Origin of the sequence: Methylobacterium sp. WL9 (assembly GCF_008040035.1) — a bacterium.
Taxonomy (GTDB): Bacteria; Pseudomonadota; Alphaproteobacteria; order Rhizobiales; family Beijerinckiaceae; genus Methylobacterium; species Methylobacterium thuringiense.
This window is the reverse complement of record NZ_VRVE01000060.1, coordinates 1-26,399: the sequence shown is the minus strand read 5'-3', so window position 1 is coordinate 26,399 and position 26,399 is coordinate 1. Positions and strand designations below refer to the sequence as shown.

Below are 26,399 nucleotides of genomic sequence, written 5' to 3'. Positions count from 1 at the left end.
GCTGCACGCTCGCCGCGCGGCGCACCGGCTCGGTCGGGGCCGAGACCATCGCGCCCGGCCGGCTCGAGAGGCCGAGGGCTTCCTTGATGCGGGCATCGTAGCCGTAGAGGTCGGGCAGCGTGCGGTAGGTGCCGTTGTCGTCCACGTAGGCCGTGAAATAGGCGATGTGGACCGGGAGCTTCTGGGGCAGGCGGATCGAGCGCTCGCCCTTGCCGATCAGCTTGCGCAGGCTCGCCTCGGTCCAGCTGTCGGGCAGCACGGCGTCGGCGAAGCGGAAGGGATCGTCGACGCGCACGCAGCCATGGCTGAAGGCGCGCTTCGCGGCCGAAAACAGCGAGCGGTTCGGCGTGTCGTGCAGGTAGACCGCGTGCTGGTTGGGGAAGAGGAACTTGATGAAGCCGAGCGCATTGCGCTCGCCCGGCGGCTGGCGCAGCGAGACATGGCCGCCGCGGCGCACGACCTCGAATCCGCTGGTGCGGCCCGAGGCGAGCATGGTCTTGAGGATCGAGGGCGGCACGTACCAGGACGGGTTCACCACCGCCGTCTCCATGGCGCCGGAGAAAATCGGCGTCGGCGATTCGGTCTTGCCGACGATGACACGGGTCTCGTCGCGCATCGCGCCGCCGCGATAGACGCGCAGGCGGAACTCGGGGACGTTGACCAGCACGTAGTCGGGCCCGAGCTCGCGCGGCAGCCAGCGCCAGCGCTCCATGTTGGAGACGAGCTCCGCCTCGTCGCCGCCGCCGGAGCCGGCGCGCTGGCGCACGTCGTCGGGAATCGCGAGGGCGATGATGGTGCCGCGGGTCAGGTTGCCGTTGGCCGGCAGTCCGCGGCTGCGCTGGAACGCGGCGACCGCGTCCGCCACGTCCCTGTCGTAGACGTCCGGCTCACCGGGGCCGGCGTCGAGGGTGCCGGCACTATGCTCGGGCAGGCCGAAATGTGCGCGCAGCCGCGGCACGCGCGGATCGCTCATGCCGGCCTTCAGCGTCACGCCCACCGGGATCTGCAGGGTGCCGGTCCGGTTGGCGGTACTCGGCACGGCCGGTCCGCGTCCGGCGGCGAGGCGCTGCTTGAGGGCGAGGTAGCCGGGCTGGTTGGGGTTGTAGGCCTGGAGCCGGTCCCCCGCCTCCGCGCCCGAGACCGCGAGTTGGCCGAGCACGAGGTCGGCGGGCGTCAGGTCGAGATCCGGCGTAATCAGCTTCGAGATGGCCGCGAGGTTGACGCGCCCGCCGCGGGCATCGCGGGCATAGAGCGCCACGGCCGCCGACAGCTTCAACTCGGCATCGGCGACCTCGGCCTCGCTCATTGCGCTGCCGAGCACCGGGACAGGGTAGGCGGCCGGATCGAGCGCATCCTCGGCGGCGGCGCGGAGCCGCGCGATCACGGATTGCGCGACCGGCGTGAAGGCGCCCCCGGCGATCCAGACCGGCTTGAAATCGGCGATGGTGTAGAACGCGAGCATCGCCTCGCGATCCTTGGCGGGCAGGCGTGCCAGCAGCGGCTTGCCGTCCTTCAGGCGCGCGATGATGGCCTCGCCCTGCGGATCGAGCGGATGCGTCGGCACGGCCGGTGCGGCGGTGACGGGCTGCTCGTCCTTGGCCGGTTCCTTGAAGTCGGATTGCGGCGGCGCGTCGCTCGTCGGCGGCAGCGCGCCGAGATCGTCGCCGGAGGCGGCCGACGGCTCGGCCTTCACGGTCGAGGAGGGCTCGACGGCGGCGCTGCGAATCGTCGATGGGGCGGACGGCGGCGTGTCCTGTGCATGCGCCAGCGTCGCCATGCAGACGGAGGATGCCAGAACCGCGGACAGGACCGCGGAGGCCGTACGCGTGGCGCTCAACGAGACGCGCATAACGAAAGTCTCCACCGATACAGCCCGAGGCTATATGGATTCTATGATTATCGTCTTAAGCGCGGCCGTGTGCAACCGCACCGTTCGGTCGATGTGGAGCGCGCGCCCGATCGGAGCCGATCCGGCGCGGCCCGAAGGCGCTGCCGGCCTGCGAACATATCTCGAAGCCGCACCCGCCCGAACCGGCGCCGCCCCGTGCTCGCCGTATCGGCATCCCTGTCGACGAGGCACGGTTCAGGCCGCAGCCTCCTCCGCCTTGTCGTCGCCGTCCAGGCCGAGGTCTTTGAGCTTGCGGTAGAGGGTGGATCGGCCGATTCCAAGGCGGCGCGAGACTTCCGACATGCGACCGCGGTAGAACTGCAGGGCGAAGCGGATCACCTCGGCCTCGACCTCCTCCATGGTCTTCATCTCGCTGGTGTCCTCGACGACGAGGGACATGGCGTGCGGGTCGCGCACTTCGACGCGCACGATCTCGCGGACCGGCTCCAGCATACCGGCGGCCAGGGACGGCTGGTTCGGCAGCGGCGGGATGCGGACGTCGAAGCCTTCGACCTGCGCCGCGATCTGCGGAAACTCGGTGACCGAGAGCTCGTCGCCGTCGGCGAGAACCACCGCACGGAACAGCGCGTTCTCGAGTTGGCGCACGTTGCCGGGCCAGGGGTAGCGGGAGAGCAGCGCCATCGCCTCGGCCGAGATGCCGCGCAGGCGCTTGCCCTCCTCCGCCGCGAAGCGCGCGCAGAACGAGCGGGCGAGATCCGGGATGTCCTCGCGGCGCGCTCGCAGGGGCGGCAGGGTCATCGGGAAGACGTTGAGGCGGTAATAGAGGTCTTCGCGGAACTTGCCCTGCTTGACGAGGTCGAGCAGCGAGCGGTTGGTCGCAGAGATCAGGCGGATGTCGACGCGCACGGCGCGCTTGCCGCCGACGGGGTCGACCTCGCCCTCCTGCAGGGCGCGCAGCAGCTTCACCTGGGCGTCGAGGGGCAGCTCGCCGATCTCGTCGAGGAAGAGCGTGCCGCCGGAGGCCTCGACGAACTTGCCGGCATGGCGCTCCGTGGCGCCGGTGAAGGCACCCTTCTCGTGCCCGAACAGGGTCGATTCGACGAGGTTGTCGGGGATCGCCCCGCAATTGACGGTGACGAAGGGTTTTCCGCGGCGCTCGCCGGAGCCCTGGATGGCGCGGGCCAGCACTTCCTTGCCGACGCCGGACTCGCCCTCGATCAGGACGGGGATGTTGGACTTGGCCGCGCGCTCGGCGAGCCGGGTGACCCGGTCCATGTCCGGGCTCTTGGAGCTGAGATCCTTGAAGCCGAGTGCGCCGGAGGCGCGGCGGCGCATGCGCCGGACCTCCTCTTCGAGCTGGTCGACCCGCAGCGCGTTCTTGATCGAGACCTGCAGGCGCTCGGCGCCGGCGGGCTTCACGACGAAATCGACGGCGCCGGCCCGCATGGCGTTGACGACCGCGTCGATCGAGCCGTTCGAGGTCTGGACGATCACCGGGGTGTCGATGCCGGCCTTGCGCATCTCGGCCATGACGCCGAGGCCGTCGAGGCCGCCGGGCATGACGAGGTCGAGCAGGACGACGTCGATCTCGCCGCCGGCACGCAGGGCGTTGAGGCCGTCGAGGCCGTTCTCCGCGATGCGGGCATCGAAACCGAGGCGGCGCACCATGCTCTCGGCGAGGCGGCGCTGCACCGGATCGTCATCGACGATGAGAACGGTGGTCGACATGCGGATCCCTCGCTTCTTCGTTGGGGACAGCCGACCGCACGTCCGGAGCGCCTCGTGATCCAAGAGCGCGACCGGCGGGTTCCTTGCGGGCTGTTCCGTTTCGAAGCGTAGGGTCGCCCAAGAGCGTAAAGCTCCGCTTAACGACGTTGCGGGTTTTTGCCGCGAACCGTCGGACGGCTCTCATGGGGCGGGCGTCGGCGAGGATTTTCCGATCCCTCGTTGATCGGCCGCATAGTGCGCGCGATATCAGGCGCGCCAACGAAACGCATGATGCGGCGCCCATGCCGCTGGAGAGAGCAGCCCCATGTCGAGCCGAGTCGCAACGCCCGCGGGACTTCCGACGGCAGCGCAGAGTCTCGCCACCGCGAAGGCCATGGCCCATGCGGTCGACCTCGGCGCGCTGCCGGAATGGGATCTGCGCGATCTCTATACCGGGATCGACGCGCCGGAATTCCGCGCCGACCTCCCCAGGGCCGAGGCCGATTGCCGGGCGTTCACCGCCGACTACGCCGGCCGGATCGCGGCCCTGGCCGAGGGGCCGGACGCCTCCGAAAAGCTCGGGGCGGTGGTGAAGGCCTACGAGGCGATCGAGGATCTCCTCGGGCGGCTGATGTCGTTCGCCGGCCTCGTCTATTCCGGCGACACCACCGACGAGACCCGCGCCAAGTTCTACGGCGACACCCGCGAGCGCTTGACGACGGCCTCGGGCGATCTCCTGTTCTTCGGCCTCGAACTCAACCGCGTCGACGACGCGGTGATGGACCGGGCGATGGCCGACGGTCCGCTCGCCCATTACCGGCCCTGGATCGACGACCTGCGCAAGGAGAAGCCGTTCCAGCTCGACGACCGCATCGAAAAGCTCTTCCTCGAAAAGTCCGTCACCGCGAACGCGGCCTGGGACCGTCTCTTCAACGAGACCATCGCGGCCCTGCGCTTCCCCATCGGCGGCGAGAAGCTGACGTTGGAGCCGACCCTCAACAAGCTGCAGGATCCCGACGGCGCCGTGCGCCGGGAGGCGGCCGCTGCCATCAGCGAGACGCTGCGGGGCAATCTCCGCGTGTTCACGCTCATCACCAACACGCTGGCCAAGGACAAGGAAATCTCGGACCGCTGGCGCGGCTTCAAGGATGTCGCCGACGCGCGCCACCTTTCGAACCGCGTCGAGCCCGAGGTCGTCGCCGCCATGGTCGAGGCCGTGCAAGCGGCCTATCCCCGGTTGTCGCACCGCTATTACCGGCTGAAGGCCAAGTGGTTCGGCGTCGAAGCGCTGCCCTATTGGGACCGCAACGCGCCGCTGCCGAAGGTCGAGCAGCGCACCATCCCCTGGACCGAGGCGCGCGACACGGTGCTCGACGCCTACGGTGCGTTCTCGCCGGAGATGGCCGGCATCGCCAAGAAGTTCTTCGACTACGGCTGGATCGACGCGCCTACCCGGCCCGGCAAGGCGCCGGGCGCCTTCGCCCACCCGACCGTGCCCTCGGCGCACCCCTATGTCCTGGTGAACTACCAGGGCAAGCCGCGGGACGTGATGACGCTGGCGCACGAACTCGGCCACGGCGTGCATCAGGTGCTGGCCGCGGGCAACGGCGCGCTGATGGCGCCGACGCCCCTGACGCTCGCCGAGACGGCCAGCGTCTTCGGTGAGATGCTGACCTTCCGGCGGCTGCTGGCCGCCACCACGGACAAAACCCAGCGGCGCGCCATGCTCGCCGCCAAGGTCGAGGACATGATCAACACGGTCGTGCGCCAGATCGCGTTCTATTCGTTCGAACGGAAGGTCCACCTCGCTCGCGCCGAGGGCGAACTCACCGCCGAGCGCATCAACGAACTCTGGATGTCGGTGCAGGCGGAAAGCCTTGGGCCCGCCATCACCCTCGACAAGGGCTACGAGCCGTTCTGGGCCTACATCCCGCACTTCATCCACTCGCCGTTCTACGTCTACGCCTACGCCTTCGGCGACTGCCTCGTGAACTCGCTCTACGGGGTCTACGCCGAGGCCGAGGACGGCTTCGTCGAGCGCTACTTCGCGCTCCTCAAGGCCGGCGGTTCGAAGCCCTACGGCGAACTCCTGAAGCCCTTCGGCCTCGACGCCACCGACCCGGCCTTCTGGCAGATCGGGCTCGGCATGATCGAGGGGATGATCGTGGAGCTAGAGGGGATGGAGGCGGGAAGCTGACGAGCGCGCGAACTCCGTGCGGGCATGCCTACATGCCCGCTTGCCTACATGCCCGCGCGTGTTATACGGAAAGTACAACACGCGCGGGCATTGCTATGAAACTCGAAGTCAAGAAGATCGGCAATTCCACCGGCGTGATCCTTCCGAAGGATCTCGTCACCCGGCTGAACCTTCAGCAGGGCCAGTGGCTCCATATCTCCGAACTCGCAGATGGCGGCGTTCGTTTGACGCCCTACGACCCTGATTTCGATCAGGCGATGTCGGTCGTTGATGACATCATGGACGAGTATCGAGACACTCTGAGGGCGCTCGCAAAATGACCGAGCCCCGCTGGCTGACGACGGAAGAGGTCAAGGCTGCCCACGAGAAACAGCTCGTCCGTTTCGGTGGGCCGCCCGGCATCCGTGATGAGAACGCCCTCGAATCCGCTCTCGGTAGGCCGATCAACCGATGGCGCTACGAGGCGGCCGATCTGGCCTCGCTAGCAGCGGCCTACGCGTTCGGGCTCGCGCGCAATGATGCCTTCATCGACGGCAACAAGCGCATCGCTTTCGTGGCAATGACGACGTTCCTGCGTTTGAACGCTATACCGTTCCGGCCAGACCAGGCTCAGGCAACCGCCATGATCCTAGGCCTCGCCGCCGGCGAGATCGACGAATCCGGCCTCACCCGCTGGATCCGCGACAACTGGCCGGCCGCCTGACGCCCGCGACGCGCGGACCCAGCGCACTGGTGCCGGCGCCGCCCCGGCTTATCTCGTGAGCGAACCGCGACACGAGACAGACCCAGCCGATGGCCGAATCCGACCGCGAAGCCAACCGTTTCTCCGCCCGCGCGAGCCGCTACGCCAATGTCGGCGCGAATATGGGCGGCGTCGCCGCGCGGATGGCGATGGCGCGGATGTTCGGCGGCGAGAGCAACCCCGCCGCCCTGGCCCAGGCGCTCGGCGGCCTCAAGGGACCGATCATGAAGGTGGCGCAGCTGCTCGCCACCATCCCCGACCTGCTCCCGCCCGAATACGCCGCCGAATTGCAGAAGCTGCAGGCGGACGCTCCGCCGATGGGCGCCGCCTTCGTCAAACGGCGGATGATGGCCGAACTCGGAGCCGACTGGCAGACGCGCTTTTCGCATTTCGACCTGAAGCCCGCCGCTGCGGCCTCCCTCGGTCAGGTCCACAAGGCGACCTCGCTCGACGGTGCGCCGCTGGCCTGCAAGCTTCAGTACCCGGACATGCAATCCGCCGTGGAGGCCGATCTCAAGCAGCTCGACGTCGCCTTCGCCCTGCACCGGCGCATGAACTCCTGGCTCGACACCAGCGAGATCAAGAAGGAGATCGGCGAACGCATCCGCGAAGAACTCGATTACGAGCGGGAATCGCAGAACGCCCGCCTCTATGGCAACGTGCTGAAGGACGTCGATGCGGTACGCGTGCCGGAGGTCCACCCGGACCTGTCCACCAAACGCCTGCTGACCCTCGGCTGGCTCGACGGCGAGCGGATCCTGTCCTTCGCCGAGGCGCCGGTGGAGATCCGCAATCGGATCGCGCAGGCAATGTTCAAGGCGTGGTGGCACCCGTTTAGCCGCGCCGCGGTGATCCACGGCGATCCGCATCTCGGCAACTACACCGTCTTCTCGGAAGGCGGCCAAGGAGACAGGGAGGCGCAGGGCATCAACCTGCTCGATTACGGCTGCGTGCGGATCTTCCATCCGCGCTTCGTCGGCGGCGTGGTCGACCTCTATCGCGGCTTGCAGCAGGGCGACCACGACCGCGTGGTCCACGCCTACGAGGTCTGGGGCTTCAAGCGGCTCGACCGCAAGACCATCGACATCCTCAACATCTGGGCGCGCTTCATCTACGGGCCGCTGCTGGAGGACCGGACCCGCACGGTGGCCGACGGGGTGAAGCCCGGCGCCTACGGCCGCCGCGAGGCCTTCTCGGTGCATCAGGCGTTGAAGGAGCACGGGCCGGTGACGGTGCCGCAGGAATTCGTCTTCATGGACCGCGCCGCGGTAGGCCTGGGCGCCGTGTTCCTGCACCTGCGCTCCGAGCTGAACTACCACCGCCTGTTCGAGGCCGAGATCGAGCACTTCTCCCTCGAATCCCTCGGCGCACGGCAGAAGACGGCGCTCGACGCGGTCGGCCTCAAGGCCCCGGCCTGAGAAAATTCCTCGGATCAATCGTTTGCCGGACGGCCAAGCCGATTGCCGCTGGCAGGCCCATGCGCTAAATCCGCGCTGGACCAGAACAAGACGAGTTTGAGGGAACGGGCACGCGATGGCCGATACGAAGACCTTGTCCGGTGTGAGCTACAGCCCGGCGATGGACGAGAAGACGCACGAACAGACCTATCGCGGCTTCGTGAAATTCGTCGAAATCGGCTCCGTGACCGTGCTGTGCTGGGTCCTCGCCCTCGCCGTCGGCGGCGTTCGTGAGGCTTGGCTGACCGCCATCGCCGGCGTCCTGCTGTCGTGGGTCGCCGCCGCCATCGGCTCCTTCGTTCCGTCAATCGGCTGGAAGGCCCCGACCGTGGTGCTGGTGCTGCTCTTGCTGGTGCTGGCCTTCGGCTAAGCTTTCGACCACATCTCCGAAAATCCTGACACGGGTCGCGATCGAGGTATCCGGCGGGGCGGCCCGCACAGGCGAACACATCATATTGGCTCGGATACCGGCGCCCCCGACGGGTCGTTGTAAGAACGGGAGCTCTTGAATGCGCATCGGCGTCTTGACGGAATCGGATCCGGGGGAACCCCGGGTGGCGACCGTCCCCGACATGGTCAAGAAATACGTGGCCCTCGGCGCCGAGGTCGCGGTCCAGTCCGGCGCCGGCAAGGATGCCGGGATCACCGACAAGGACTACGAGGATGCCGGCGCCACGATCGCCGGATCGGCCGACGAGGCCGTCAGGGACGCCGACATCGTCCTCAAGGTCCGCCGCCCCGACGCGGACGAACTGAAAACCCTCAAGAGCGGCGCCGTCGTCGTCGCGATCATGGATCCCTACGGCCGCGAGGCCGAGGTGAAGGCGATGGCCGATGCCGGCATCTCCGCCTTCGCGATGGAGCTGATGCCCCGCATCACCCGCGCCCAGGTGATGGACGTGCTGTCCTCCCAAGCCAACCTCGCCGGCTACCGCGCGGTGATCGATGCCTCCGCCGAATTCGGCAAGGCGCTGCCGATGATGATGACCGCCGCCGGCACGGTGCCCGCGGCCAAGGCCTTCATCATGGGTGTCGGCGTCGCCGGCCTGCAGGCGATCGCCACGGCCAAGCGCCTCGGCGCCGTGGTCTCGGCCACCGACGTGCGCCCGGCGGTGAAGGAGCAGGTCGCCTCCCTCGGCGGCAAGTTCGTCGCGGTCGAGGACGAGGAGTTCAAGCAGGCCGAGACCTCGGGCGGCTACGCCAAGGAGATGTCGGCCGAATACCAGAAGAAGCAGGCGGAGCTGGTGGCGACCCACATCGCCAAACAGGACATCGTCATCACCACGGCGCTGATCCCCGGCCGCCCGGCGCCGAAGCTGCTCTCCAAGGCCATGGTCGATTCGATGAAGCCGGGCTCGGTCATCGTCGACCTCGCGGTGGAGCGCGGCGGCAACGTCGAGGGCTCGAAGCTCGGCGAGGTCGTCGTCACCGAGAACGGCGTCAAGATCGTCGGCCACGCCAACGTTCCGGGCCGCCTCGCCGCCACCGCCTCCGGCCTCTACGCCAAGAACCTCTACGCCTTCGTCGAGACGCTGATCGACAAAGAGTCGAAGCAGCTCGCGATCAAGTGGGACGACGAGCTCGTCAAGGCGACGAACCTCACCCGCGACGGCGCGGTCGTCCACGACGCCTTCAAGGGCAAGGCCGAGCCGCCGAAATCGGACACGCCGAAGCCCGAGGACGTGAAGTCCGAGGAATCTGCGGCTTCGAACGAAGCCAAGCTGCCCGACGCCAAAGGTCTCGACACCAAGGGGCTCGAGACGTCTGCGACCGCGACCAAGGACGGGGAGAAATAAGCATGGCCACCCTTCCTCCAAGCGCGGCGGCCGACCAGGCCCAGGCGGCGGCGGCCGCGCGGGCCGCGGACATCGCCCGGCAGAACGCCGACTACGCCCAGAGCATCGCCGACGGCCTCGGCCACGGCGCCGCAGCCGTGACGCACGGCGCCGTCGACCCGACCGTGTTTCGCCTCGCGATCTTCGTGCTCGCGATCTTCGTCGGCTACTACGTGGTCTGGTCGGTGACCCCGGCGCTGCACACGCCGCTGATGTCCGTGACCAACGCGATTTCCTCCGTCATCATCGTCGGCGCGATCCTCGCCGTCGGCGTCCCGTTGATCGAGCACGGCACCGGCTGGGCCCGTTTCTTCGGCTTCATCGGTATCGTGCTCGCCAGCGTGAACATCTTCGGCGGCTTCCTCGTCACCCAACGCATGCTCGGCATGTACAAGAAGAAGGCTTGAGACGATGTCCGAGAACATCTCCTCCCTTCTCTATATCGTCGCCGGCGTCCTGTTCATCATGGCGCTGCGGGGGCTCTCGCACCCCACCACCTCCCGCCAGGGTAACCTCTACGGCATGGTGGGCATGGGGCTCGCCGTGCTCACCACCCTGGTCGGCCATCCGCCCTCGGGCATCGGCGCCTGGTTCCTGGTCCTGCTCGGTCTCGGCATCGGCGGCGGCCTCGGCGCGCTGATCGCCAAGCGGGTGCCGATGACGGCGATGCCGGAGCTCGTCGCCGCCTTCCACTCGCTGGTCGGCATGGCGGCGGTGTTCGTCGCAGCCGGCGCACTCTATGCGCCACAGGCCTTCGGCATCGTCGAGAACGGCCACATCCACGGGCAGTCGCTGTTCGAGATGGGGCTCGGCGTCGCCATCGGTGCGATCACCTTCACCGGCTCGGTCATCGCCTTCGCCAAGCTGTCGGGCCGCATGTCCGGCAAGCCGATCATCCTGCCGCAGCGGCACCTGATCAATATCGGGCTCGCCGTCCTGCTGGTGGTGCTGCTCGGCCTGTTCATCGGCGGCGAGAGCAAGCTGGTGTTCTGGCTGATCGTGCTGGTGTCGCTGACGCTCGGCGGGCTGCTCATCGTGCCGATCGGCGGCGCCGACATGCCGGTCGTCATCTCGATGCTGAACTCCTACTCGGGCTGGGCGGCCGCCGGCATCGGCTTCACGCTGGGCAACCTCGCGCTGATCATCACCGGCGCGCTGGTCGGCTCGTCGGGCGCGATCCTGTCCTACATCATGTGTCACGCGATGAACCGATCGTTCATCTCGGTCATCCTCGGCGGCTTCGGCGGTGAGACTGCCGGCGGCGGCGGGGCAGGTGGGGCCGAGCAGCGCCCGGTCAAGCAGGGCTCGGCCGACGACGCGGCCTACCTTCTGAAGAACGCCGAGCGCGTCATCATCGTCCCGGGCTACGGCATGGCGGTGGCCCAGGCGCAGCACAGCCTGCGCGAGATGGCCGACATGCTCAAGAAGGAGGGCATCGAGGTCAAGTACGCGATCCATCCGGTCGCGGGCCGCATGCCCGGCCACATGAACGTGCTGCTCGCCGAGGCCAACGTGCCCTACGACGAGGTCTTCGAGCTCGAGGACATCAACAGCGAATTCCGGGATACGGACGTCGCCTTCGTCATCGGCGCCAACGACGTCACCAACCCGGCGGCCAAGACCGACAAGACCTCGCCGATCTACGGCATGCCGGTGCTGGACGTGGAGAACGCCAAGCAGGTGCTCTTCCTCAAGCGTGGCATGGGCTCCGGCTATGCCGGCGTCGAGAACGAGCTGTTCTTCCGCGACAACACGCTGATGCTCTTCGGCGACGCCAAGAAGATGGTCGATTCGATCCTGAAGAACATGTGACGACAGGGGGGGCGGCGCACCTGCGCCGAGTGCCGGCCTGCCGCCCCGCCGACGACACTTCCGGAAGCCGCCGGCCCGATCGCATCGGGCCGGCGGCTTCTGCATTTCGTCAGGCCGTGCCACCATCCGAGCCACCGGCGCCATCACGTCGGAAACCGCGCCAAAACGGCTTGCCAAGCTGCAGCGAAGGACTTAGACACCCCCCCACGAACGGGCGAGGCACTCGCTGCTCCCCCGATCACTGCGCGCCCGTAGCTCAGCTGGATAGAGCACCAGACTACGAATCTGGGGGTCAGAGGTTCGAATCCTTTCGGGCGCGCCATTCTTTCCGTTATTCTTTTCTCGTCGAAAAACGGCAGCTTAAGTGCCAACTGGCTACTGAGCCGCTTGGTGCGGCATCGACGGCCCGTCGATCGCATCGGGCTGCGGCAGCGGAATCCGACCAGCCCGACGTCATCGATCGAAGCTCTCGGCGACAGGCCGAGGGAAGCGGCAGCCTGATCGCCCCGGCGCCGGCAGGCGATCCTGGCGGCACCGCCGCAGCTACCCCACGCTTAGGCGATACGACCCACGCGGGGCGGGCAGAAGCGCGATGTCCGTTGGCGGGGACGCCACCAACCAAATCGCAGCGTCCGCCGCGTGGCCTTGGCCGGTTCGACAGCCCGCCAGATCGGCAAAATCGAGTTCAAAAGCGGTAGCCGATCCCCGCTCCGACGATGAGCATGTTCAAGTCGGCCTTCACCTGGACCCCCGCAACCTCGTACGAGACAGGCGGCACGAAGACGTACTTGACCATCGCGTTTCCGAACCAGTTGCCGGTCAGGTGATAATCGAAGCCGGCCTGGATCAGCGGACTCGCCTGCGACTTCACCGTGAAGGCCGGGATTCCCTTCGCCGGATAGACCGCGATGGGTGTCGTCGCGCTGGCGCCGACGCCGAGGTAGGGATTGAACCGGGCATTCGGCAGGAAATGATACCGCACCACGCCAGCGACGGCCGCGTTCCAGATCGATCCGATCGCGATGTCGCCGGCCAGCGAGTTCCGGATCACCGGGCGGGTGCGGATCGCCCCTGCCTGTCCTGAGACGGCGAGATGATCCGTCAGGAAGTAGGACACGTCGAGGTCGGGCAGAACGGCGGTGGGCGTGTCGACCCGGCCGCCGATGAGCTCGATGCGGGAGGTCCGTTCCGTCGGGATCATCCCGATGATCCGGCCGTGCACGAGCCAGTCCCCCGCCTTCAGGCCGTCCGCCGCCGAGAACGATTCCGCTGTCGCCGGACCGGACGGTTCCGCCGCGCACGATGCTGCGGATCCCAGCGAGCCCGCGACGAGCCCGACGACGAGTGCGATGCGAGACGGGTCGATCTTCGACATGAGGCTGCTTTCAGAGGTTCGTTCCGCGCAGGCGTGCCGGCGTTCCCGAAACGCGAAGCGGCCGCCCGGGCGGCTCGGCCGTTCCAGAAGCGCTACCTCTCGTGCGCCCCTCACCAAAACCTATGGCGGGAATATTACGAAAATCTCAATTTCACTAACGGTGCTTTGTTCGAGTTTATCGCTGTGGGGCTAGGGAATTATTAGAAATTCGGGCGCATCTCTGCTCATGGATAGAAAGAGCTTTCATCAAGACATTCCGTATCGTTAACAAACGATTGCCTTGAAGGTCTGGCTTCGGCGCAGGGCGACAGACATCGGGTTTGCAAGGTATCTGTCGGTGGTGGCAGCTTAAGAGATCCGTGCGTTATGTTGCTTGACCTCGCCACGCTCCATTTTGCCAGCGGTGCAAGTCGATGCGCCTACGTGATCGTGTTCCTCGTGATGGCCCTGAGCCAGCGTGGGCAGACCTATCTGTGGCATTGGATGGGGGCGATGGGCGCGTCCATGGCCGGATCGTTCATCATGATGGGCGTTCCGCCGGAGACCCTGCCGTCCGTTCCGGTCACGATTGTGGTCTACTGGCTCTACAGTGCGAGCCTTGTCCTATCCTGGACGGGCTTCCGGAGTTTCTTCGGACGGCCGGTCGATATCGGGCTCGGCGTATTCCTCTGTGCCCTGCCGGGCTTGCTGTATCCGGCCATGCTCTTGGCTGGCCTCTCCAACCGGCTGGCCCTCGCTGCCGTGTTCGCCTGCTGCCTCATCGTGGCGGTCCTGGCGTTTTACGAGACCGTCCGCAGGACGGCCGGAACCGCACGGCTCTGGTCCCAGTACATCGAGGCCGTGGCCTTCGGGTTCTACGCGCTGGTCTTCGTGCTCTCGATCGGCATGCTCCTCGGCACCGACAGACCGATCGCCTCGGCGGAGAGCGCACGCGCCTCTCTCATCCTCGATCAGGTCGCCGGAGTCTTCGTCTATTTCGGCTACGTCGCCATGGCCGCGGAGCGGGCCAACCGCAACCTCGTCCGGATCGCCGAGACGGACCCGCTCACGGGCCTCTACAATCGCCGCGGCCTGCAGGAGGCGTTGCGCCACCGCTACGTGCCCAGCGGAGACATGCCGGCCGGCCTCCTCATCGCCGATATCGATCATTTCAAGTCCATCAACGATCGCCATGGTCACGAGAGCGGCGACCTCGTCCTGATCGCGTTCGCGAACCGGATGCGAGGTGTCTTGAGGGCTTCGGATATCATCACCCGCTGGGGCGGGGAGGAATTCCTGGTCGTGCTGCCGGGGGTTACTCGGCAGGAGCTTGCCGTCATTGCCGAGTCGCTGAGGGCAAGCGTCGCCGAGCAGCCGTTTCCGCTCCGGGCCGGCTCGCTCGCGGTGACGGTCAGCATCGGTATCGCCACGGTCAACCTGGGCGACGGCGACTTCGAGCAGGCCACGCAACGGGCCGACGCCGCGCTCTATGGTGCCAAGACCGGCGGCCGCAACAGGGTCTGCTTCGGGCCGGCCCGCGCCTCGTCACAAGGTGCCCAGGCGCGTCGCGGCGAGGAAATCCTTGCCGATCTTCACGCGGCTTGGCAGGTTGGTGAAAACGCCTCGGCAGCCTGAGGTATAATCTAGAAACTGAGCTTTAAACTGTTTTGGAGGCCCGTATAAAGGAAAATCTGCCGTCGAATTCTGTATTCGGATTTTTTAAAAGCAGAATGTGTCGTCTAAGATCGTCGTGGAGTCATTTATTTGTAAATTAGTTTTATATATAGAGTGTGTATTTTGCGCAAATAGTTGTCGTGATCTATCGCTAAGTTTCTAAAATATTGCAATTTGTCATAAAAATATGCGGAAGCTAAATCGGGATATATCAAATCAAGACTTGCAAGCTATCTATTCGAAAATTACTTTGCTCAAACGAATGACGCGTCGTCTTGGGTGGGTAGAGTTCGCCCGCACGAGCACGTCTGAGAACCTCGTCCCGTGTCGGATGAATCTCTGCGCGCCATGATGCCAACTCCACCGCCTCATAGGCGAAGACGCGGACCGGAACCCGGCGGAGGCCGAGCTGGATCGCGGCGGCGTGACGGTGGTGCCCATCGAGAATGGCGAGCGTCGTCCGTTCGAGGCAGATCGGCTGGGTCCAGGCCTGCCGCGCGACGATCATGGCGATGACCTCGCGGACGCGGCCCAGGCTGATCTCCTCCGTCGGTCGCAGGTCGAGAGGGGAGATCAGGCGAATCTCGTCCGTGTTCATGCCGCCCGCTCCGGGACGATGGCGCCGTCGGTGAGGAACAGCCGCTCCGGGTGCGCGTGGCACAGGAAGTCGTGGTGCGAGATGTCCCAGCCGTAGGCGCCGGCCATCAGGAAGACGACGCGATCGCCGATCCGGGCGCGCGGGACCGTGACGTCGCGGGCGAGGATGTCCTTCGGCGTGCAAAGCTCGCCGGCCAGGGTGAGCGGTGCGTTCGTGATCTCGGGCCGCGGCCAATCGTGGTTCCAGGCTTCGTGCGGCTGGATCGTGAAAGGATGGTCGTGCGCCCAGGAGCTCGGTAGCCGGAAATGGTGCGTGCCGCCGCGCAGGAGCGCGAAGGCGCGGCCATGCGCGTGCTTGAGGTCGACGATCTCGCAGACATAGGCGCCATGGTAGGCCGCGACGATGCGGCCGCACTCGAACTGCACGCGGGTCCGGCCGTCGAGATGCGGCGCGAGCAGGCGTGCGAACCCGGCCGCATCGAAGCGCCAGTCCGGATCGGCATAGTCGACACCCCAGCCCCCGCCGAGATTGACCAGCTTCAGATCGAAGCCGTGCTCCTCCGCCCAGCGGCGGGCCAGCGCGAGTTCCGCGGCACAGAGCGCGGCGTGGCCGGCTGCGTCGCGGTTGTTCGAGACCGTATGGAAGTGAAAGCCCTCGAAACGCAGTGCCCGGCAATCGCGAAGGACCGTGATCGCGTCGGGGATCGCGGCTTCCTCGATGCCGAACTGCGTCGCCGCCCCGCCCATGGTCAGGGTCGCGCCCGGGACCGGACCGGCGAGGTTGACCCGCAGCAGCACCGGGAGAACAGCGCCGGTCGCATCGGCGACGGCGTTGGCGATCCGCATGGCCTGGATGCTCTCCAGGTGGAGCCGCTCGACGCCGTGCGCGAGAAGCGTGGTCACGTCGGATTCGGTGCGGGCCGGGCCGCCCATGATGATGCGCGCGCTCGTGCCCAGCGCGGCGCGGACCCGCCTGACCTCGCCGGCGGAGGCGACCTCGAAACCGCCGACATGGGGGGCGAGCGCCCTGAGCACGCGCGGGTCGTTGTTCGCCTTCACGGCGTAGAAGAAGTCGGCCCCGGGCGGCAGCGCCGACACGAGCGACCGGACCTGCCGCACCAGGGCGTCGAGATCGTAGAGGAATGCGCAGACCGGACGGTCGTCGTGCGTCAGCGCGGCGATCTGCTCGGCGGTGGGGCGAAACAGCGTCATGCTTGGGCTCCGGTGGCGGCGCGCCAGCCGCGGTCCGCCTGGGTCAGCGCCCGGCGCAACAGACCGCGGTCGTTGGCGGCGATGATTCCGAGGGTGCCCTCTTCGAGCATCCGCGGGACGTCGGCCTCCGTGCGCGCGAAGGCGACGTTGAGGATCCCGGCTTGCCGGCAGATCCGCGCGAGGGCGGTTCCCGCCGCGATCACGGCCGGTGCGCCGGTCTGCCAGGGCAGGCCGATCGCCTGCGAGTAGTCGGCGGCGCCGAAGAGCAGCCCGTCGAGGCCGTTGACACGGGCGATCCGCGCGGCGGCGTCGAGCCCCGCCGGCGTCTCGATCATCGCGATCACCAGGGTTTCGCGATCGAGCCGGGCGACGAGATCCGCAAGGTCGCAATCGCCGAAGCGGCCGAGGCGGCCGGCATTGAGTCCCCGTGCGCCGCGCGGCGCGTAGCGCGCGTTCCGTACCGCCGCCTCCGCCTGGTCCAAGGTGTCGACCCGCGGCACCACGATCCCGGCCGCGCCGGCATCGAGGCTCTGGAGGATGCGCTCGGAGGACGCGTTCGGCACACGCACGAGGGCGCTCAAACCGGCCCGGTCGGCCGCGGCGAGGAGCTGTTCGAGGGCGCCGCCGTCGATGAGGGTGTGCTCCAAATCGATCAGGACGAAGTCGAAGCCCGCCACCGCCGCGATCTCGACGATCTCGGGGGCGGGAATCGACACGAACAGGCCGCCGGTCGGCCGGCCGGCATCGAGGGCCGTCTTGAGGCGAAGGCGCGCCGTCACAGGCCGTCTCCCAAAGCGGCGAGGGGGTTGGCGACGGTGCGGCCGCGGGCACCGGCCGGGTCGAGACGGCGGCGGGCGAGATCCTCGATCACCACGGTCTCGGCGGCGAGCCGATAGCGCCGCACGCCTTCGCGCGCCTCCGGGAACGCCGCGCAATGGTCGCGCAGAACAGTCACGACCCGCTCCCAGAATCGCTGTTCGGCGTACCCGAACCAGAGTTCGAGGCACCAGCCGAGCTCGGCCAGGTTCACACCGAACAGGGCGTCGACCATGAAGTCGCGGACATCCTCGACCTCGCGCGCCTCGACGTAGGAGTTGGCGTTGACGCGGGCGTGCTCGGCCGGCGTCGGCACGAGCTTCGGCCGGCGGCAGGCCAGCAGCTTCGGCACGAACCGAACGCCGTCGTGAAAATCCTTGAGCGCCACCCGGGTCGGCCAGCCGTCGCGGTGGAACAGCACCATGTTCTGCTGGTGGCTCTCCAGCGCGACGCCCTTGGCGACGAGCAGATGGACCACCGGCAGCATCGCCACGGTGAGCAGCCGGTCGAGCCAGGGCTCGACGCCATGGCGCGCGATCCAGTCGGCGATGAACGGCGCGTCGCCGTCGCGATGGGTCAGAGCCGTGAACGGCACGGCCCTGTCGCCCTGGAGATGCGGGCCGATAGGGTCGCGCCAGATCACCGAGAGCGCACCGCGCAAGCTGCCTGCCCGATCCCAGGGCGGCGCGATCGTCACCGCCGCCCCCATGCGCTCGGCGAGGAGCACGGTGCCCGATCCGCTCAGATACGCGTCCTCGCGGACGATCTCCTGCAGCCACGCGCTCACGATCGGCGCGTTGAGCACCGTGTGCGGTGCGAGCGTGCGAGCCGTCGAGGTGTTGCGGATCGAGAGCGAGAGCTTCAGCGAGGGCGCGGCGGAGTCGGTCCGGTCGGCGAGGGTGCGGATCGATTGCTGCGCGCCGTAGACGTGCGGTCCCTCGCCGAGGACGACCAGCCGTCCTGCGTGCCGCTCCGCCGCACTCGCACCGTCGGCGAGGCGCTCCCACTGCCACGGATGGACCGGCAGCAGGACGAACGCGTCCGGCCGGCCGCCGCGTTCGGCGATGCGGGTGTCGAAGGCGGCCCGGGTCGCGGCGTCGAGGGTTTGCGACAGCAGGCCGTCGTCCTGGCTGCCGTCGGCGCCGATGGCGCTCGCGGCCGAGATCGAACGGTGGGCGGCGATCCAGACCGGGCGCAGCTCCGCACCGAATTCCGGGCCGTAGGCAGCGTTGTCGGCAGGCGAGAAGCCGATCCGCGACTTGAAGCAGGGGTGGTAGCGATGCCCGTCGGGCAACGCGCCCTCCAACTCGTCGTAGGCGAGGTTTCGGAGGGTCGTGCCGGCACCGTGTTCGAGGGCGCGGGCATGGTTGTCCTGGGTGCGCGCCAACTCTTCGGCGAAGCGCGCATGGTCCTCCGCCGTACCGGGCAGGTGCGGCAGGAGGTCGGCGAGGAAGACGGAGGCGTCGCCGACGGGGCCGCCCTCCGTGGTGAGGCTGCCGGTCTCGACGAGGACGCGGCCGTAGGCCCACATCCGGCGCGCGCGGGCGACGTAGGTTCGTTCGCCCTCCGCGACGGTGAGCACGACGCGAAGGCTTTCCTCTTCGCCCTGCATGGTCAGGATCGCGCCGGGCAACAATGCCTCGTGCAGCAATGCGCCGAGCAGCTGGACGGCGACGCGCTGGCCCGCCTCGTTCCAGGCGCGCAACGCTGCGTCCCCCGCGACGTGCAGGCGGGTGTTCTCCTTCGAGCTGCGCAACGGATTGGCGAGCCTGACATAGGCGGGCCGTTCGCCGCGCCCGGCGAGGCAACTCGCGAGGTTGGCTTTCGCGGGCAACGTCTCGGCGTCGAGGAGCCGTGAGACCAAGGCGACCGTCTCGGGGGCTTCGTCGGCCTCGGCGAGGGTCCGCGACAGGACCTGCCAGAGGCCGGCTTCGCCGGTTTCGGCCGCCCGTGCCACGACCGCGACGACGTGGGAGGCCTGGTTGACGATCAGGTAGTAGAGCAGCCGGTGCCACGCCTCGTCGGCCGCGTAGTATACCGCCGGATCGAGTTCGAGGCCGCCCGCCACCGCCGAGAAGCGATGCCCGTCGATGCTGACGCCTTCGAGGTCGCGCAGGACGAGACGTTCGGGCAGGCGGCCGTCCGGCCGCGCATCGAAGGCCAGCAGGCTGTTCTGCGCATGCGCCTCCAGGCTGATCCCGGTCGTCGCGAACAGGCGCAGAACCGGCAGCAGAACGGCATGTCCATAGGCGCGGATCCAGGCCGCGGCCTCGTCGGCCCCGGTCAGCGCGCAGCCGAGGGCCGCCAGGATCGGCCTGCCGTCGCGGGGCGAGGGCTCCAGCAGGCCGGCGACGACGAAGGCTTCGCGGGACGGCCCCTCGCGCAGGAGCACGCCCGTCACCGCATCGAGCTGCGGATGATCGAGGAACAGCGCGCCGCGCTCGCTCAGCACGTCGAGCCCCGCCTCGGCGACAGCCTCCGGCACTGCCGCGAAGGCGCGGGCGGCCGCAATGCTGCGCGCCAGATGCTCGCGGCTGTTGGTGCGGGCGAAGTTGGTGATGCGGGCCGCGATCGGCAGCTTGAGGAACAGGTTGCTCGCGGGCGCGAAGACCGTGCGCACGGACGAGGTCGGCCGCACCGTCTCGCCGCTCGGGCCGGTCAGCGCGAGCCGGCCCTCGGCGGCGAGCGCCGCGAAGGCCGGATCGGTCTCGAGCCGCGCGGCCTGCCAGGGGTGGCTCGGTAGGACGACGCGATCGCCGATCGTCTCCGGTGGCAGGCCGGACAGGGCAATCAGTGCCTCCCGGGTCGCGGCCTCGGCGCCCGGGTCGCGCCACAGCCCGATGACGAGATCGGGATCGGCCAGGATCCAGCGCAGCCGGAAGCCGACACCGCGCTCCGGGCCGTAGGCTTCCGTGTCGGCCTCCGAGAAGCCGTCGACGCTCTTTGCCAGCGGGTGGAACGGGTGGCCGTGCCACAAGCTCTGTTCGAGCCCGATCGGCGTGAGGTCGGGCGCCCGATGCGCGCAGGCCCGGATGTGATCGGCGGAGCGGTCGAGGCTGTCGAGCATGCGCCGCTTCACCGTCTCGCGGATCGGGCTCGGTTCGCCTGCGAGGGCATCGACCATGCGCCGGGCCAGGTCTCCGGGATCGTCGCACGGTACGGTTCGCCCGTCCTGCAGACGCAGCCGGAGAGGGCCACCCCATGCGTGGAAGCCGCCCGGCGAAGACCGCAGGCAGGGTACGGTCACGGTATCGGTGCCCAATGGAATCGCGCAGATCTCACCCTCCCGCGGCGCGACCCCGCCCGCGCACTCGCGCAGCCAGGTGTTGAGCAGGCGCTCGATCGCATGCGCTTTGTGGACGGCCGCGACCGGGTCGGGTCGGTCCGATGTGGCGAGGGCGCGTGTCATGCAGCGCGGCTCCGGTTCTTTCGATGGATGGGATGGTGGGCGACGACGAGCCAGACGGCGCCGGCGAGCGACAGCCCGGCCGCCGCCCAGATCGCTCCGGCCGGGCCGAACGGCACCAGGACGAGCCCGGCGACGAAGGGGCCGGCGAGCTGCCCGAGGGTGAGGCTCGCCCGGACGTGGGCGATTGCGGCGACGCGGTTCGGGCCGGCCGCTTCCGCCGCGGCGAACAGGGCCGGCGACTGTCCGGCGAACAGGGCGCCCTGCAGCAGCCGGAGTACCGCGATCCCGACGAGTCCGAGTCCGAGGGGGATCGCCGCGAAGGCCAGCGCGCAGCCGGCGAGCGACAGGGCCAGCGCCGTCAGCGGCGAGAGCGCGCCGATGCCGCGGGCCCAGAACGGCAGGACCAGCAGCGCCACGAGCCAGCTCGAGGAGTGCAGCAGGCCGATCAGCCCGGGCGTGAACATGGCCGGATCGGCTGCTGTCGCCCAGGTCGGGAAGAAGGCGACGAAGGCGAAGGCTCCTGCACTGCCGAGCAGGCCGGCGCCGAGGACCGGCCAGCCGGTGATCCTGCCGCCGGCGCTACCCTCCGGCGCGTCGAGGGAGATGCCACGGCACAGGGCCGCCGCCCCGAGGCTCGCCACCAGGACGAGGCCGCCGCAGGCGAGCATCAGCGTCGTGAAGCGGCCGTGTTCGAAGGCCAGGCCGCCGACGAGCGGCCCGATCAGGCAGCCGGCCGAGACGGCCTGCTGCATCCGGGTGTAGCCGCGCGCCGGGTCGAGGCCCACTTCCCGGAAGGCCAGGGCCAGCACGACGCCGCCGCCGGCTGCACCCTGCACGAGGCGGGCGAGCACCAGAGCGAGCGGATGGGTCGCGGAGGCAATCATCGCGCAGCTGAGGGCGCTGAGCAGTCCGGTCCAGAGGATCAGGCCGGGGAGCGAGACCCAGACGGCGAGCCGTGCCCAAGCCGGCGTGAGCGTGAGGGTCGTCACGGCCGGTGCCGCCAGCGCCATCGCCGTCCAGAAGGCCGGCGCATCGCTCATCCCGGCGACCTGCATCCCGAGGAACGGCAGCAGCGCCAGGGGCGCCGCCGTCACCAGCGTCTGGAGGGCGACGAGGGCGAGAAGATCGTACGGATGCACCGGGTCGGTGCGGACATCCGCTGTCAGGGGCTGCGAGATGGCGCTCATTGCAGTGCGCCGCGAAAGATCGGGTTCGGCGCGGAGCCGAGCCGGCTCGGCATCGAGGTGTTCGCCGTCTCGACGGTGAGGAGCGGCGTGAGCACCTGCTTGAACGGCGCCTCTTCGGTATCGAGCAGGATCCGCGTGATGAACGACCGCCGTGCGGCCGGCATGTCGGTCTCGGCGAGCACGCGCTCGCAGGTGGCGACGAGAATACGCCGCGCCGCGTGCAGGCCGAATCCCTGCCCGGCAGCAGCGAAGGCCTCGGCGACGGCGCGCAGGGCGACGTCGACGGCCAGCGTCTGGGCGTAGGCGAGGAGATCCTCGGGCCGGCGCAGCAGCAGCGAATTCCGCAACGGATCGGTGACGCGATACGGCGGAACGGTCAGGTCGCTCTCGGCGAGCCAGGCTGGCGCGGTGCGCACGGTGTCGTGGTCGCGCAGCACGATGCGGCGCGGCGCACCGTCGGAGCAAAGCAGCAGCGCGTTCTGGCCGTGCAACTCCGGTACGAAACCCAGGGCGACGCAGCGCAAGGCTGCGCCGAGGACGAGGTCGGCGATCCCGGCGAAAAGCTCATTCAGATCTGCATCGTCTCCGGCCACGGCGCGGACGGCCGGCGGCAGACCGCCGAGCGGCACGACGGCGAAGCTCGCGAGCGGCACCGGCACGCCGGCCTCGTCCGGAAGGCGGCGGATCTGGCATCCGAGCAGGGCGCCGCGTTCCGCGTAGATGTCGCCGTCGCCTTCCGAGAAATGCCAGAATGCCGTCTCGTCGGCGACGCGGACGTGGCGCGCGAGCCAGGGGTCGCGCGGCATGGCCGTCCTCACCAGCGCTTCGCCGTGCAGGCCGTTCTGCAGGGATTGCGGCGGCAGCAGGCGACGCACGCCGAGCGTCTGGACGTCGAGCGGCAGCTTGAGGTGAAGGCCGGGACGCGACGGCAGCGCCACCGTCCGCAGCGACGATGTCGCCGCGCAGAGCGGACCCTGGAAATCGAGAGGAACGAGGCAGCCGGAGCGCGCCTCGGCACCGAACGGCTCGGCGAGGGCGTGCGCGGCCTGCCAGGGATGCAACGGGATGGCGACGTGCGAGGCGGCGAGGCCGCGCTCGGCGAGTTCGGCGTCGAGCATCATGCGCTGGGGGGCATCGAGGAGGACGCATGCCGGCCCGCCGGGATCGGCCAGCGGCGACGCCGCGCAGTGCTCCCGCGACAGCGCACACCACGATAGCGGAAAGTAGCGGCCAGTTTCCGCGCCGTAGGCGACGCTCTCCTCCCGGCTCAGACCGTGCCGTGAGCGGCCGAGCGGGTGGAACGGGCGGTCGCGCCAGGCGGCGAGCCGCTCGAAAGCCAGCGGCAACCCGGCCCGCGCGTCGGTGTCCACATCCGCGGCCGTCGTGTCCCAGAGATCGGCCTCTCCGACGATGCCGTGCAGCCGCGCGATCGTACCCGCGGCGATGGCGGGAGAGAGGTCCGGTACGGCCGAGAGCACGCGGGTGAGCAGGCCCGACGCGTCGAGGGTGTCCTCGGCCGTGGCGCTTTCATAGCGGACAGGCCCGGCGAGGCGGACGCCGCGTCTCCAGCCGTCCGGTCTTACGGTCGCGCGCAGGTGGGCGGCGCCGAGGGCCAGAGCGTAGTCGCGGCTGCCGTCGGCGAAGCACGGCCCCAGGACCGCGCGACTGCGAAAGCCCGCCACGTCCTCGATCCAAAAGGCGTCGAAGAGCTCCGCAAGGAGTTCCGGCCCGATCGGACGCGTCATCGGTACGGTCACGGCGCGCCGCCCGTCAGTACAGCGGCAGAACGGTGCCGGCGCCCTTCGCCTCCGCGCGGCGCAGGATCGCGGCGGCGCAGGCGACATCGTCGATCGCCATGCCCATCGGGTTCAGCAGGATGACCTCGTCGTCGGTCTCGCGGCCGGGTTTTCTGCCGACGACGATCTCGCCGAGTTCCGCATGCAGGGTCTCGCGCGAGAACTGCCCCGACTCGACGAGCAGGTTGATGATCTTCTTCTCGCGGTTCGATTGGTCCCAATCGTCGACGACGACCTTGTCGGACTTCAGGAAAACCTCCCTCTCCACGTCCATGATCGAGACATTGGCCAAAAAAGTCCCCCGCGAGAGCCAGGAGAACGGCAGGTAGGGTGTGTCGGTCACGGTGCAGGTGATCACGACCGACGCGTCGCGCACGGCCGCCTCGGCGGTCTCGGCGATCGCGATGCGCAGCCGCGGGAACCGGTCGCGCAGTCGCACCGAGAGGTCCTCGGCCGCCTCCCGGCGCAGGTCGAACAGACGCAGGCTTTCGAGGCCTGGGAACTGTTCGGCCAGCATCCGCGCCTGCCGCTCGCCGATCGGGCCGCAGCCGACGATGGAGGCATCCGTGAAGCCGGCCTTCGCGAGGTGCCGGACGGCGATTCCCGTGACGGCGGCGGTGCGCATGGCGCTGATCAGGCCCGCTTCCATGATCGCGACGGGGAAGTTCGTCTCGGCATCGTTCAGCACCATCACGGCGCTCGCCCGCTCCATCCCGCGTGCGGACGGGTTGTCGTGCTTCGAGCCGATCCACTTCAGGCCGGAGATGGGGGCCTCGCCGCCGATCCAGGCCGGCATGGCGATGATGCGGTCGGCGATGTGGCGGCCGCGCGGGTTGCGCAGGTAGGGCTTCAGCGGCTGCACGAACTCGCCGGCCGCATGCAGGCGGAGGCCGTGCTCGATCGCCTCCATGTAGAGGTCGGAATGGTCGCCGCCGAGGGCGGCGATGTCGGAGCGCGACAGGTAGCGCAGAGTCGGAGCGGTCATGGCGTTCGCCTTCTGGTAACGAGGGGTCGATGGATCGGCGCATGGGACGGCGCTCCCCGTGCGAGCAGCGCCGCTCGGGGTTTCGCGTCGGATCTGGACCGCCGGTCAGGCCGCGGCGGGTCTCGCGGCGTCGGGGCGGCGCTTCGCGACGCGGTGATAGGAATCCGCGAATGAGCGCGTCAGCCGCCGCTCCGGCTCGGGCCAGCTCCGGTCGTGGACGGTGTCGAGGTAGCGCTCGCCACGATCCGGCAGCAGCGTGACGATGCGCGAGCCGCGTGGCAGTTGCGGGATCAGCTTGCCGATCGCGGCGACGACCGCGCCGGAAGAACCGCCGGCCAAGATGCCCTGGTTGTCGACGAGGCGGCGGCAGCCCAGCGCCGCTTCCCAGTCCGTCGCGTAGATCACGCCGTCGACCTCGGATTCCGAGAGCTGTTCGGGTACGCGGCTCGCCCCGATCCCGGGAATGTCGCGACGGCCGCCGGGCGCGCCGAAGATGACCGAGCCTTCCATGTCGACCGCGACGACCTCGATCCGCGGCCAGCGCTCGCGCAGGCGCCGCGCCAGACCCATCAGCGTGCCGCAGGTCGAGACCGCGGCGACGACGTGGCTCGGCTCGGCCGGCATCTCGCGCAGGATCTCGGTACCGATCCCGTCGTAATGTGCCCGCCAGTTATCGGGGTTGGCGTACTGGTTGAGCCAGACGGCGCCCGGAATCGTCCCGGCGAGGTGTTTCACGCGGCGCACGCGGGTGTGCAGGTAGCCGCCCTCCTCGTCCTTCTCCTCGACCCTATCGATCTGTCCGCCATACGCTTCGATCAGCCGGAGGTTGGCGGGGGCGATGTTTGGGTCGACGACGGCCGTGAAGCGCAGCCCACGCTGCCGGGCGATCATCGCCAGAGCGATGGCGAGGTTGCCCGACGAACTCTCGACGAGATGGCTGCCGGCGGTGATGCGGCCCGACCTGACCGCCTGCTCGACCATGTAATGAGCCGTGCGATCCTTCACGCTGCCGCCGACATTCAACATTTCGAGCTTGGCGAAGACCGGAACCGCATCGGGCGGAAAGACCCGGTCGAGTCGAACCAGCGGCGTACTGCCGACCGTCGTTTCTGAGCTCGTCGTCATGGCTGCTTCCATTTTTGGAATGGCTCTGAAGTTGTCCGGCGCCATGCGGCCTCAATAGGCGGCAGCAGGAAAGATTTCCCGGCGCGTCAGCTTGGCAAAGACATAGCTGCTGACAAGCAAAAATCAAGAACCTGGATGAATGACCAAGATCACGTCTTGGAAAATACGATAGAACCATTCTATCGTATGGAAAAATTGTCAGATAAATCTTGATCTTGCTGGAGGGCGAAGAATGAAAAATACCCGCCACCGCGTCCTCGATCGAGGAGAAACAGCTTCGCTCAAGGACCAGAAATGACGCTCGCGGGAATGGTTGCGTTCTATACGAAAAATCAATGTTTGGAATTAGAACAGAACAACCTTGTGTCTCTTAGATCACGGATCGCGCAAACCGTCAGCCGTCACTGCCCCATAGCTTGCAGGCGTGTGAATGGACCCGGTAGATAGCATCACGGACTCGTGTACAGACGTTATAATACTGTATTATATGTAGTTCTATATTTGTTCGCGTCTGAGGCGGTGGATTGTTGTTTATGACGTATCGGCGAGATCGCGATCGACGCAGCGAAGCCGGCACGGGGCGACGGGACGGCCTGGGCGCAGGCTTCGGCAGAACCGGTACGATCCTGGTCGCGGCCGTCCTGA

Annotated in this window: 20 protein-coding genes and 1 tRNA gene; 10 read left to right on the top strand and 11 right to left on the bottom strand. The window is 68.3% G+C overall.

Annotated elements, in window-relative coordinates; translation table 11 throughout:
• On the bottom strand, positions 1–1,849 hold a 1,849-nt coding region (locus FV217_RS16135), incomplete at its 3' end, for a L,D-transpeptidase family protein (protein ID WP_147818201.1).
• A gap of 234 nt (positions 1,850–2,083) precedes the next feature.
• Positions 2,084–3,577 carry a sigma-54 dependent transcriptional regulator gene (locus FV217_RS16130; RefSeq protein WP_147818200.1) on the bottom strand — a complete coding sequence of 498 codons (1,494 nt, stop codon included), beginning with the start codon at positions 3,575–3,577 and terminating at the stop codon, positions 2,084–2,086.
• Positions 3,578–3,950: 373 nt separating this feature from the next.
• Here FV217_RS16130 and FV217_RS16125 point away from each other — a divergent pair, with 373 nt between their 5' ends.
• The 9 genes from FV217_RS16125 (at position 3,951) to FV217_RS16085 (ending at position 11,921) form a co-directional block, all read left to right on the top strand.
• Positions 3,951–5,753 carry a M3 family oligoendopeptidase gene (locus FV217_RS16125; RefSeq protein WP_246682854.1) on the top strand — a complete coding sequence of 601 codons (1,803 nt, stop codon included), beginning with the start codon at positions 3,951–3,953 and terminating at the stop codon, positions 5,751–5,753.
• A 95-nt stretch (positions 5,754–5,848) separates the two neighbouring features.
• A complete protein-coding gene (locus FV217_RS16120; protein WP_147818198.1) occupies positions 5,849–6,073 on the top strand; it encodes an AbrB family transcriptional regulator in 225 nt (74 codons plus the stop codon).
• A complete protein-coding gene (locus FV217_RS16115) occupies positions 6,070–6,456 on the top strand; it encodes a type II toxin-antitoxin system death-on-curing family toxin (protein ID WP_147818197.1) in 387 nt (128 codons plus the stop codon). Before FV217_RS16120 ends, FV217_RS16115 begins: the two co-directional genes overlap by 4 nt.
• 89 nt (positions 6,457–6,545) lie before the next feature.
• On the top strand, positions 6,546–7,913 hold the full coding sequence (locus FV217_RS16110) for an AarF/ABC1/UbiB kinase family protein (protein ID WP_147818196.1): 1,368 nt from the start codon (positions 6,546–6,548) through the stop codon (positions 7,911–7,913).
• A 115-nt stretch (positions 7,914–8,028) separates the two neighbouring features.
• A complete protein-coding gene (locus tag FV217_RS16105) occupies positions 8,029–8,322 on the top strand; it encodes an aa3-type cytochrome c oxidase subunit IV (RefSeq protein WP_147818195.1) in 294 nt (97 codons plus the stop codon).
• A gap of 139 nt (positions 8,323–8,461) precedes the next feature.
• The gene (locus FV217_RS16100) at positions 8,462–9,748 is read left to right on the top strand and encodes a Re/Si-specific NAD(P)(+) transhydrogenase subunit alpha (protein WP_147818194.1); all 1,287 of its coding nucleotides are present in this window, start codon (positions 8,462–8,464) and stop codon (positions 9,746–9,748) included.
• Positions 9,749–9,750: 2 nt separating this feature from the next.
• Complete coding sequence (locus tag FV217_RS16095) at positions 9,751–10,194, top strand: proton-translocating transhydrogenase family protein (RefSeq protein ID WP_147818193.1); 444 nt, start codon at positions 9,751–9,753, stop codon at positions 10,192–10,194.
• A gap of 4 nt (positions 10,195–10,198) precedes the next feature.
• The gene (locus tag FV217_RS16090; RefSeq protein WP_147818192.1) at positions 10,199–11,599 is read left to right on the top strand and encodes an NAD(P)(+) transhydrogenase (Re/Si-specific) subunit beta; all 1,401 of its coding nucleotides are present in this window, start codon (positions 10,199–10,201) and stop codon (positions 11,597–11,599) included.
• 245 nt (positions 11,600–11,844) lie between these two features.
• Positions 11,845–11,921, top strand: a tRNA-Arg gene (locus FV217_RS16085).
• A gap of 363 nt (positions 11,922–12,284) precedes the next feature.
• On the opposite strand, the gene FV217_RS16080 is transcribed toward FV217_RS16085, so the two are convergent.
• Positions 12,285–12,974, bottom strand: a complete 690-nt coding sequence (locus FV217_RS16080) for an OmpW family outer membrane protein (protein ID WP_147818191.1) — start codon at positions 12,972–12,974, stop codon at positions 12,285–12,287.
• Between the two features lie 423 nt (positions 12,975–13,397).
• On the opposite strand from FV217_RS16080, the gene FV217_RS16075 reads away from it, so the two are divergent.
• Complete coding sequence (locus FV217_RS16075; RefSeq protein WP_187272602.1) at positions 13,398–14,588, top strand: GGDEF domain-containing protein; 1,191 nt, start codon at positions 13,398–13,400, stop codon at positions 14,586–14,588.
• Positions 14,589–14,838: 250 nt separating this feature from the next.
• On the opposite strand, the gene FV217_RS16070 is transcribed toward FV217_RS16075, so the two are convergent.
• The 8 genes from FV217_RS16070 to sbnA all read right to left on the bottom strand — a co-directional run bounded on the left by FV217_RS16070 (position 14,839) and on the right by sbnA (position 25,754).
• Positions 14,839–15,225, bottom strand: coding sequence for a ParB N-terminal domain-containing protein (locus tag FV217_RS16070; protein WP_147818189.1), 387 nt, complete (start codon positions 15,223–15,225; stop codon positions 14,839–14,841).
• The gene (locus FV217_RS16065; protein WP_147818188.1) at positions 15,222–16,436 is read right to left on the bottom strand and encodes a type III PLP-dependent enzyme; all 1,215 of its coding nucleotides are present in this window, start codon (positions 16,434–16,436) and stop codon (positions 15,222–15,224) included. The genes FV217_RS16070 and FV217_RS16065 overlap by 4 nt, the downstream gene beginning before the upstream one ends.
• Positions 16,433–17,215, bottom strand: coding sequence for an aldolase/citrate lyase family protein (locus tag FV217_RS16060; protein ID WP_147818187.1), 783 nt, complete (start codon positions 17,213–17,215; stop codon positions 16,433–16,435). The genes FV217_RS16065 and FV217_RS16060 overlap by 4 nt, the downstream gene beginning before the upstream one ends.
• Entirely contained in the window at positions 17,212–20,661 is a 3,450-nt protein-coding gene (locus FV217_RS16055) for an IucA/IucC family protein (RefSeq protein WP_147818186.1), read from the bottom strand. Before FV217_RS16055 ends, FV217_RS16060 begins: the two co-directional genes overlap by 4 nt.
• Positions 20,658–21,848 carry an MFS transporter gene (locus FV217_RS16050; RefSeq protein ID WP_147818185.1) on the bottom strand — a complete coding sequence of 397 codons (1,191 nt, stop codon included), beginning with the start codon at positions 21,846–21,848 and terminating at the stop codon, positions 20,658–20,660. The genes FV217_RS16055 and FV217_RS16050 overlap by 4 nt, the downstream gene beginning before the upstream one ends.
• On the bottom strand, positions 21,845–23,593 hold the full coding sequence (locus FV217_RS16045; RefSeq protein WP_187272601.1) for an IucA/IucC family protein: 1,749 nt from the start codon (positions 23,591–23,593) through the stop codon (positions 21,845–21,847). Before FV217_RS16045 ends, FV217_RS16050 begins: the two co-directional genes overlap by 4 nt.
• 25 nt (positions 23,594–23,618) lie before the next feature.
• Complete coding sequence (gene sbnB, locus FV217_RS16040) at positions 23,619–24,629, bottom strand: 2,3-diaminopropionate biosynthesis protein SbnB (protein ID WP_147818183.1); 1,011 nt, start codon at positions 24,627–24,629, stop codon at positions 23,619–23,621.
• Between the two features lie 105 nt (positions 24,630–24,734).
• Positions 24,735–25,754 (bottom strand): 2,3-diaminopropionate biosynthesis protein SbnA, encoded by a 1,020-nt coding sequence (gene sbnA, locus FV217_RS16035; protein ID WP_147818182.1) that lies wholly within the window; start codon positions 25,752–25,754, stop codon positions 24,735–24,737.
• Positions 25,755–26,399: the final 645 nt, after the last annotated feature.

Excerpts from the sequence above, each read along its gene's own strand:
- FV217_RS16130 (WP_147818200.1), bottom strand. The coding sequence starts at position 3,577 with ATGTCGACCACCGTTCTCATCGTCGATGACGATCCGGTGCAGCGCCGC.
- FV217_RS16125 (WP_246682854.1), top strand. The coding sequence starts at position 3,951 with ATGGCCCATGCGGTCGACCTCGGCGCGCTGCCGGAATGGGATCTGCGC.
- FV217_RS16120 (WP_147818198.1), top strand. The coding sequence starts at position 5,849 with ATGAAACTCGAAGTCAAGAAGATCGGCAATTCCACCGGCGTGATCCTT.
- FV217_RS16115 (WP_147818197.1), top strand. The coding sequence starts at position 6,070 with ATGACCGAGCCCCGCTGGCTGACGACGGAAGAGGTCAAGGCTGCCCAC.
- FV217_RS16110 (WP_147818196.1), top strand. The coding sequence starts at position 6,546 with ATGGCCGAATCCGACCGCGAAGCCAACCGTTTCTCCGCCCGCGCGAGC.
- FV217_RS16105 (WP_147818195.1), top strand. The coding sequence starts at position 8,029 with ATGGCCGATACGAAGACCTTGTCCGGTGTGAGCTACAGCCCGGCGATG.
- FV217_RS16100 (WP_147818194.1), top strand. The coding sequence starts at position 8,462 with ATGCGCATCGGCGTCTTGACGGAATCGGATCCGGGGGAACCCCGGGTG.
- FV217_RS16095 (WP_147818193.1), top strand. The coding sequence starts at position 9,751 with ATGGCCACCCTTCCTCCAAGCGCGGCGGCCGACCAGGCCCAGGCGGCG.
- FV217_RS16090 (WP_147818192.1), top strand. The coding sequence starts at position 10,199 with ATGTCCGAGAACATCTCCTCCCTTCTCTATATCGTCGCCGGCGTCCTG.
- FV217_RS16080 (WP_147818191.1), bottom strand. The coding sequence starts at position 12,974 with ATGTCGAAGATCGACCCGTCTCGCATCGCACTCGTCGTCGGGCTCGTC.
- FV217_RS16070 (WP_147818189.1), bottom strand. The coding sequence starts at position 15,225 with ATGAACACGGACGAGATTCGCCTGATCTCCCCTCTCGACCTGCGACCG.
- FV217_RS16065 (WP_147818188.1), bottom strand. The coding sequence starts at position 16,436 with ATGACGCTGTTTCGCCCCACCGCCGAGCAGATCGCCGCGCTGACGCAC.
- FV217_RS16055 (WP_147818186.1), bottom strand. The coding sequence starts at position 20,661 with ATGACACGCGCCCTCGCCACATCGGACCGACCCGACCCGGTCGCGGCC.
- FV217_RS16050 (WP_147818185.1), bottom strand. The coding sequence starts at position 21,848 with ATGAGCGCCATCTCGCAGCCCCTGACAGCGGATGTCCGCACCGACCCG.
- FV217_RS16045 (WP_187272601.1), bottom strand. The coding sequence starts at position 23,593 with ATGACGCGTCCGATCGGGCCGGAACTCCTTGCGGAGCTCTTCGACGCC.
- sbnB (WP_147818183.1), bottom strand. The coding sequence starts at position 24,629 with ATGACCGCTCCGACTCTGCGCTACCTGTCGCGCTCCGACATCGCCGCC.
- sbnA (WP_147818182.1), bottom strand. The coding sequence starts at position 25,754 with ATGACGACGAGCTCAGAAACGACGGTCGGCAGTACGCCGCTGGTTCGA.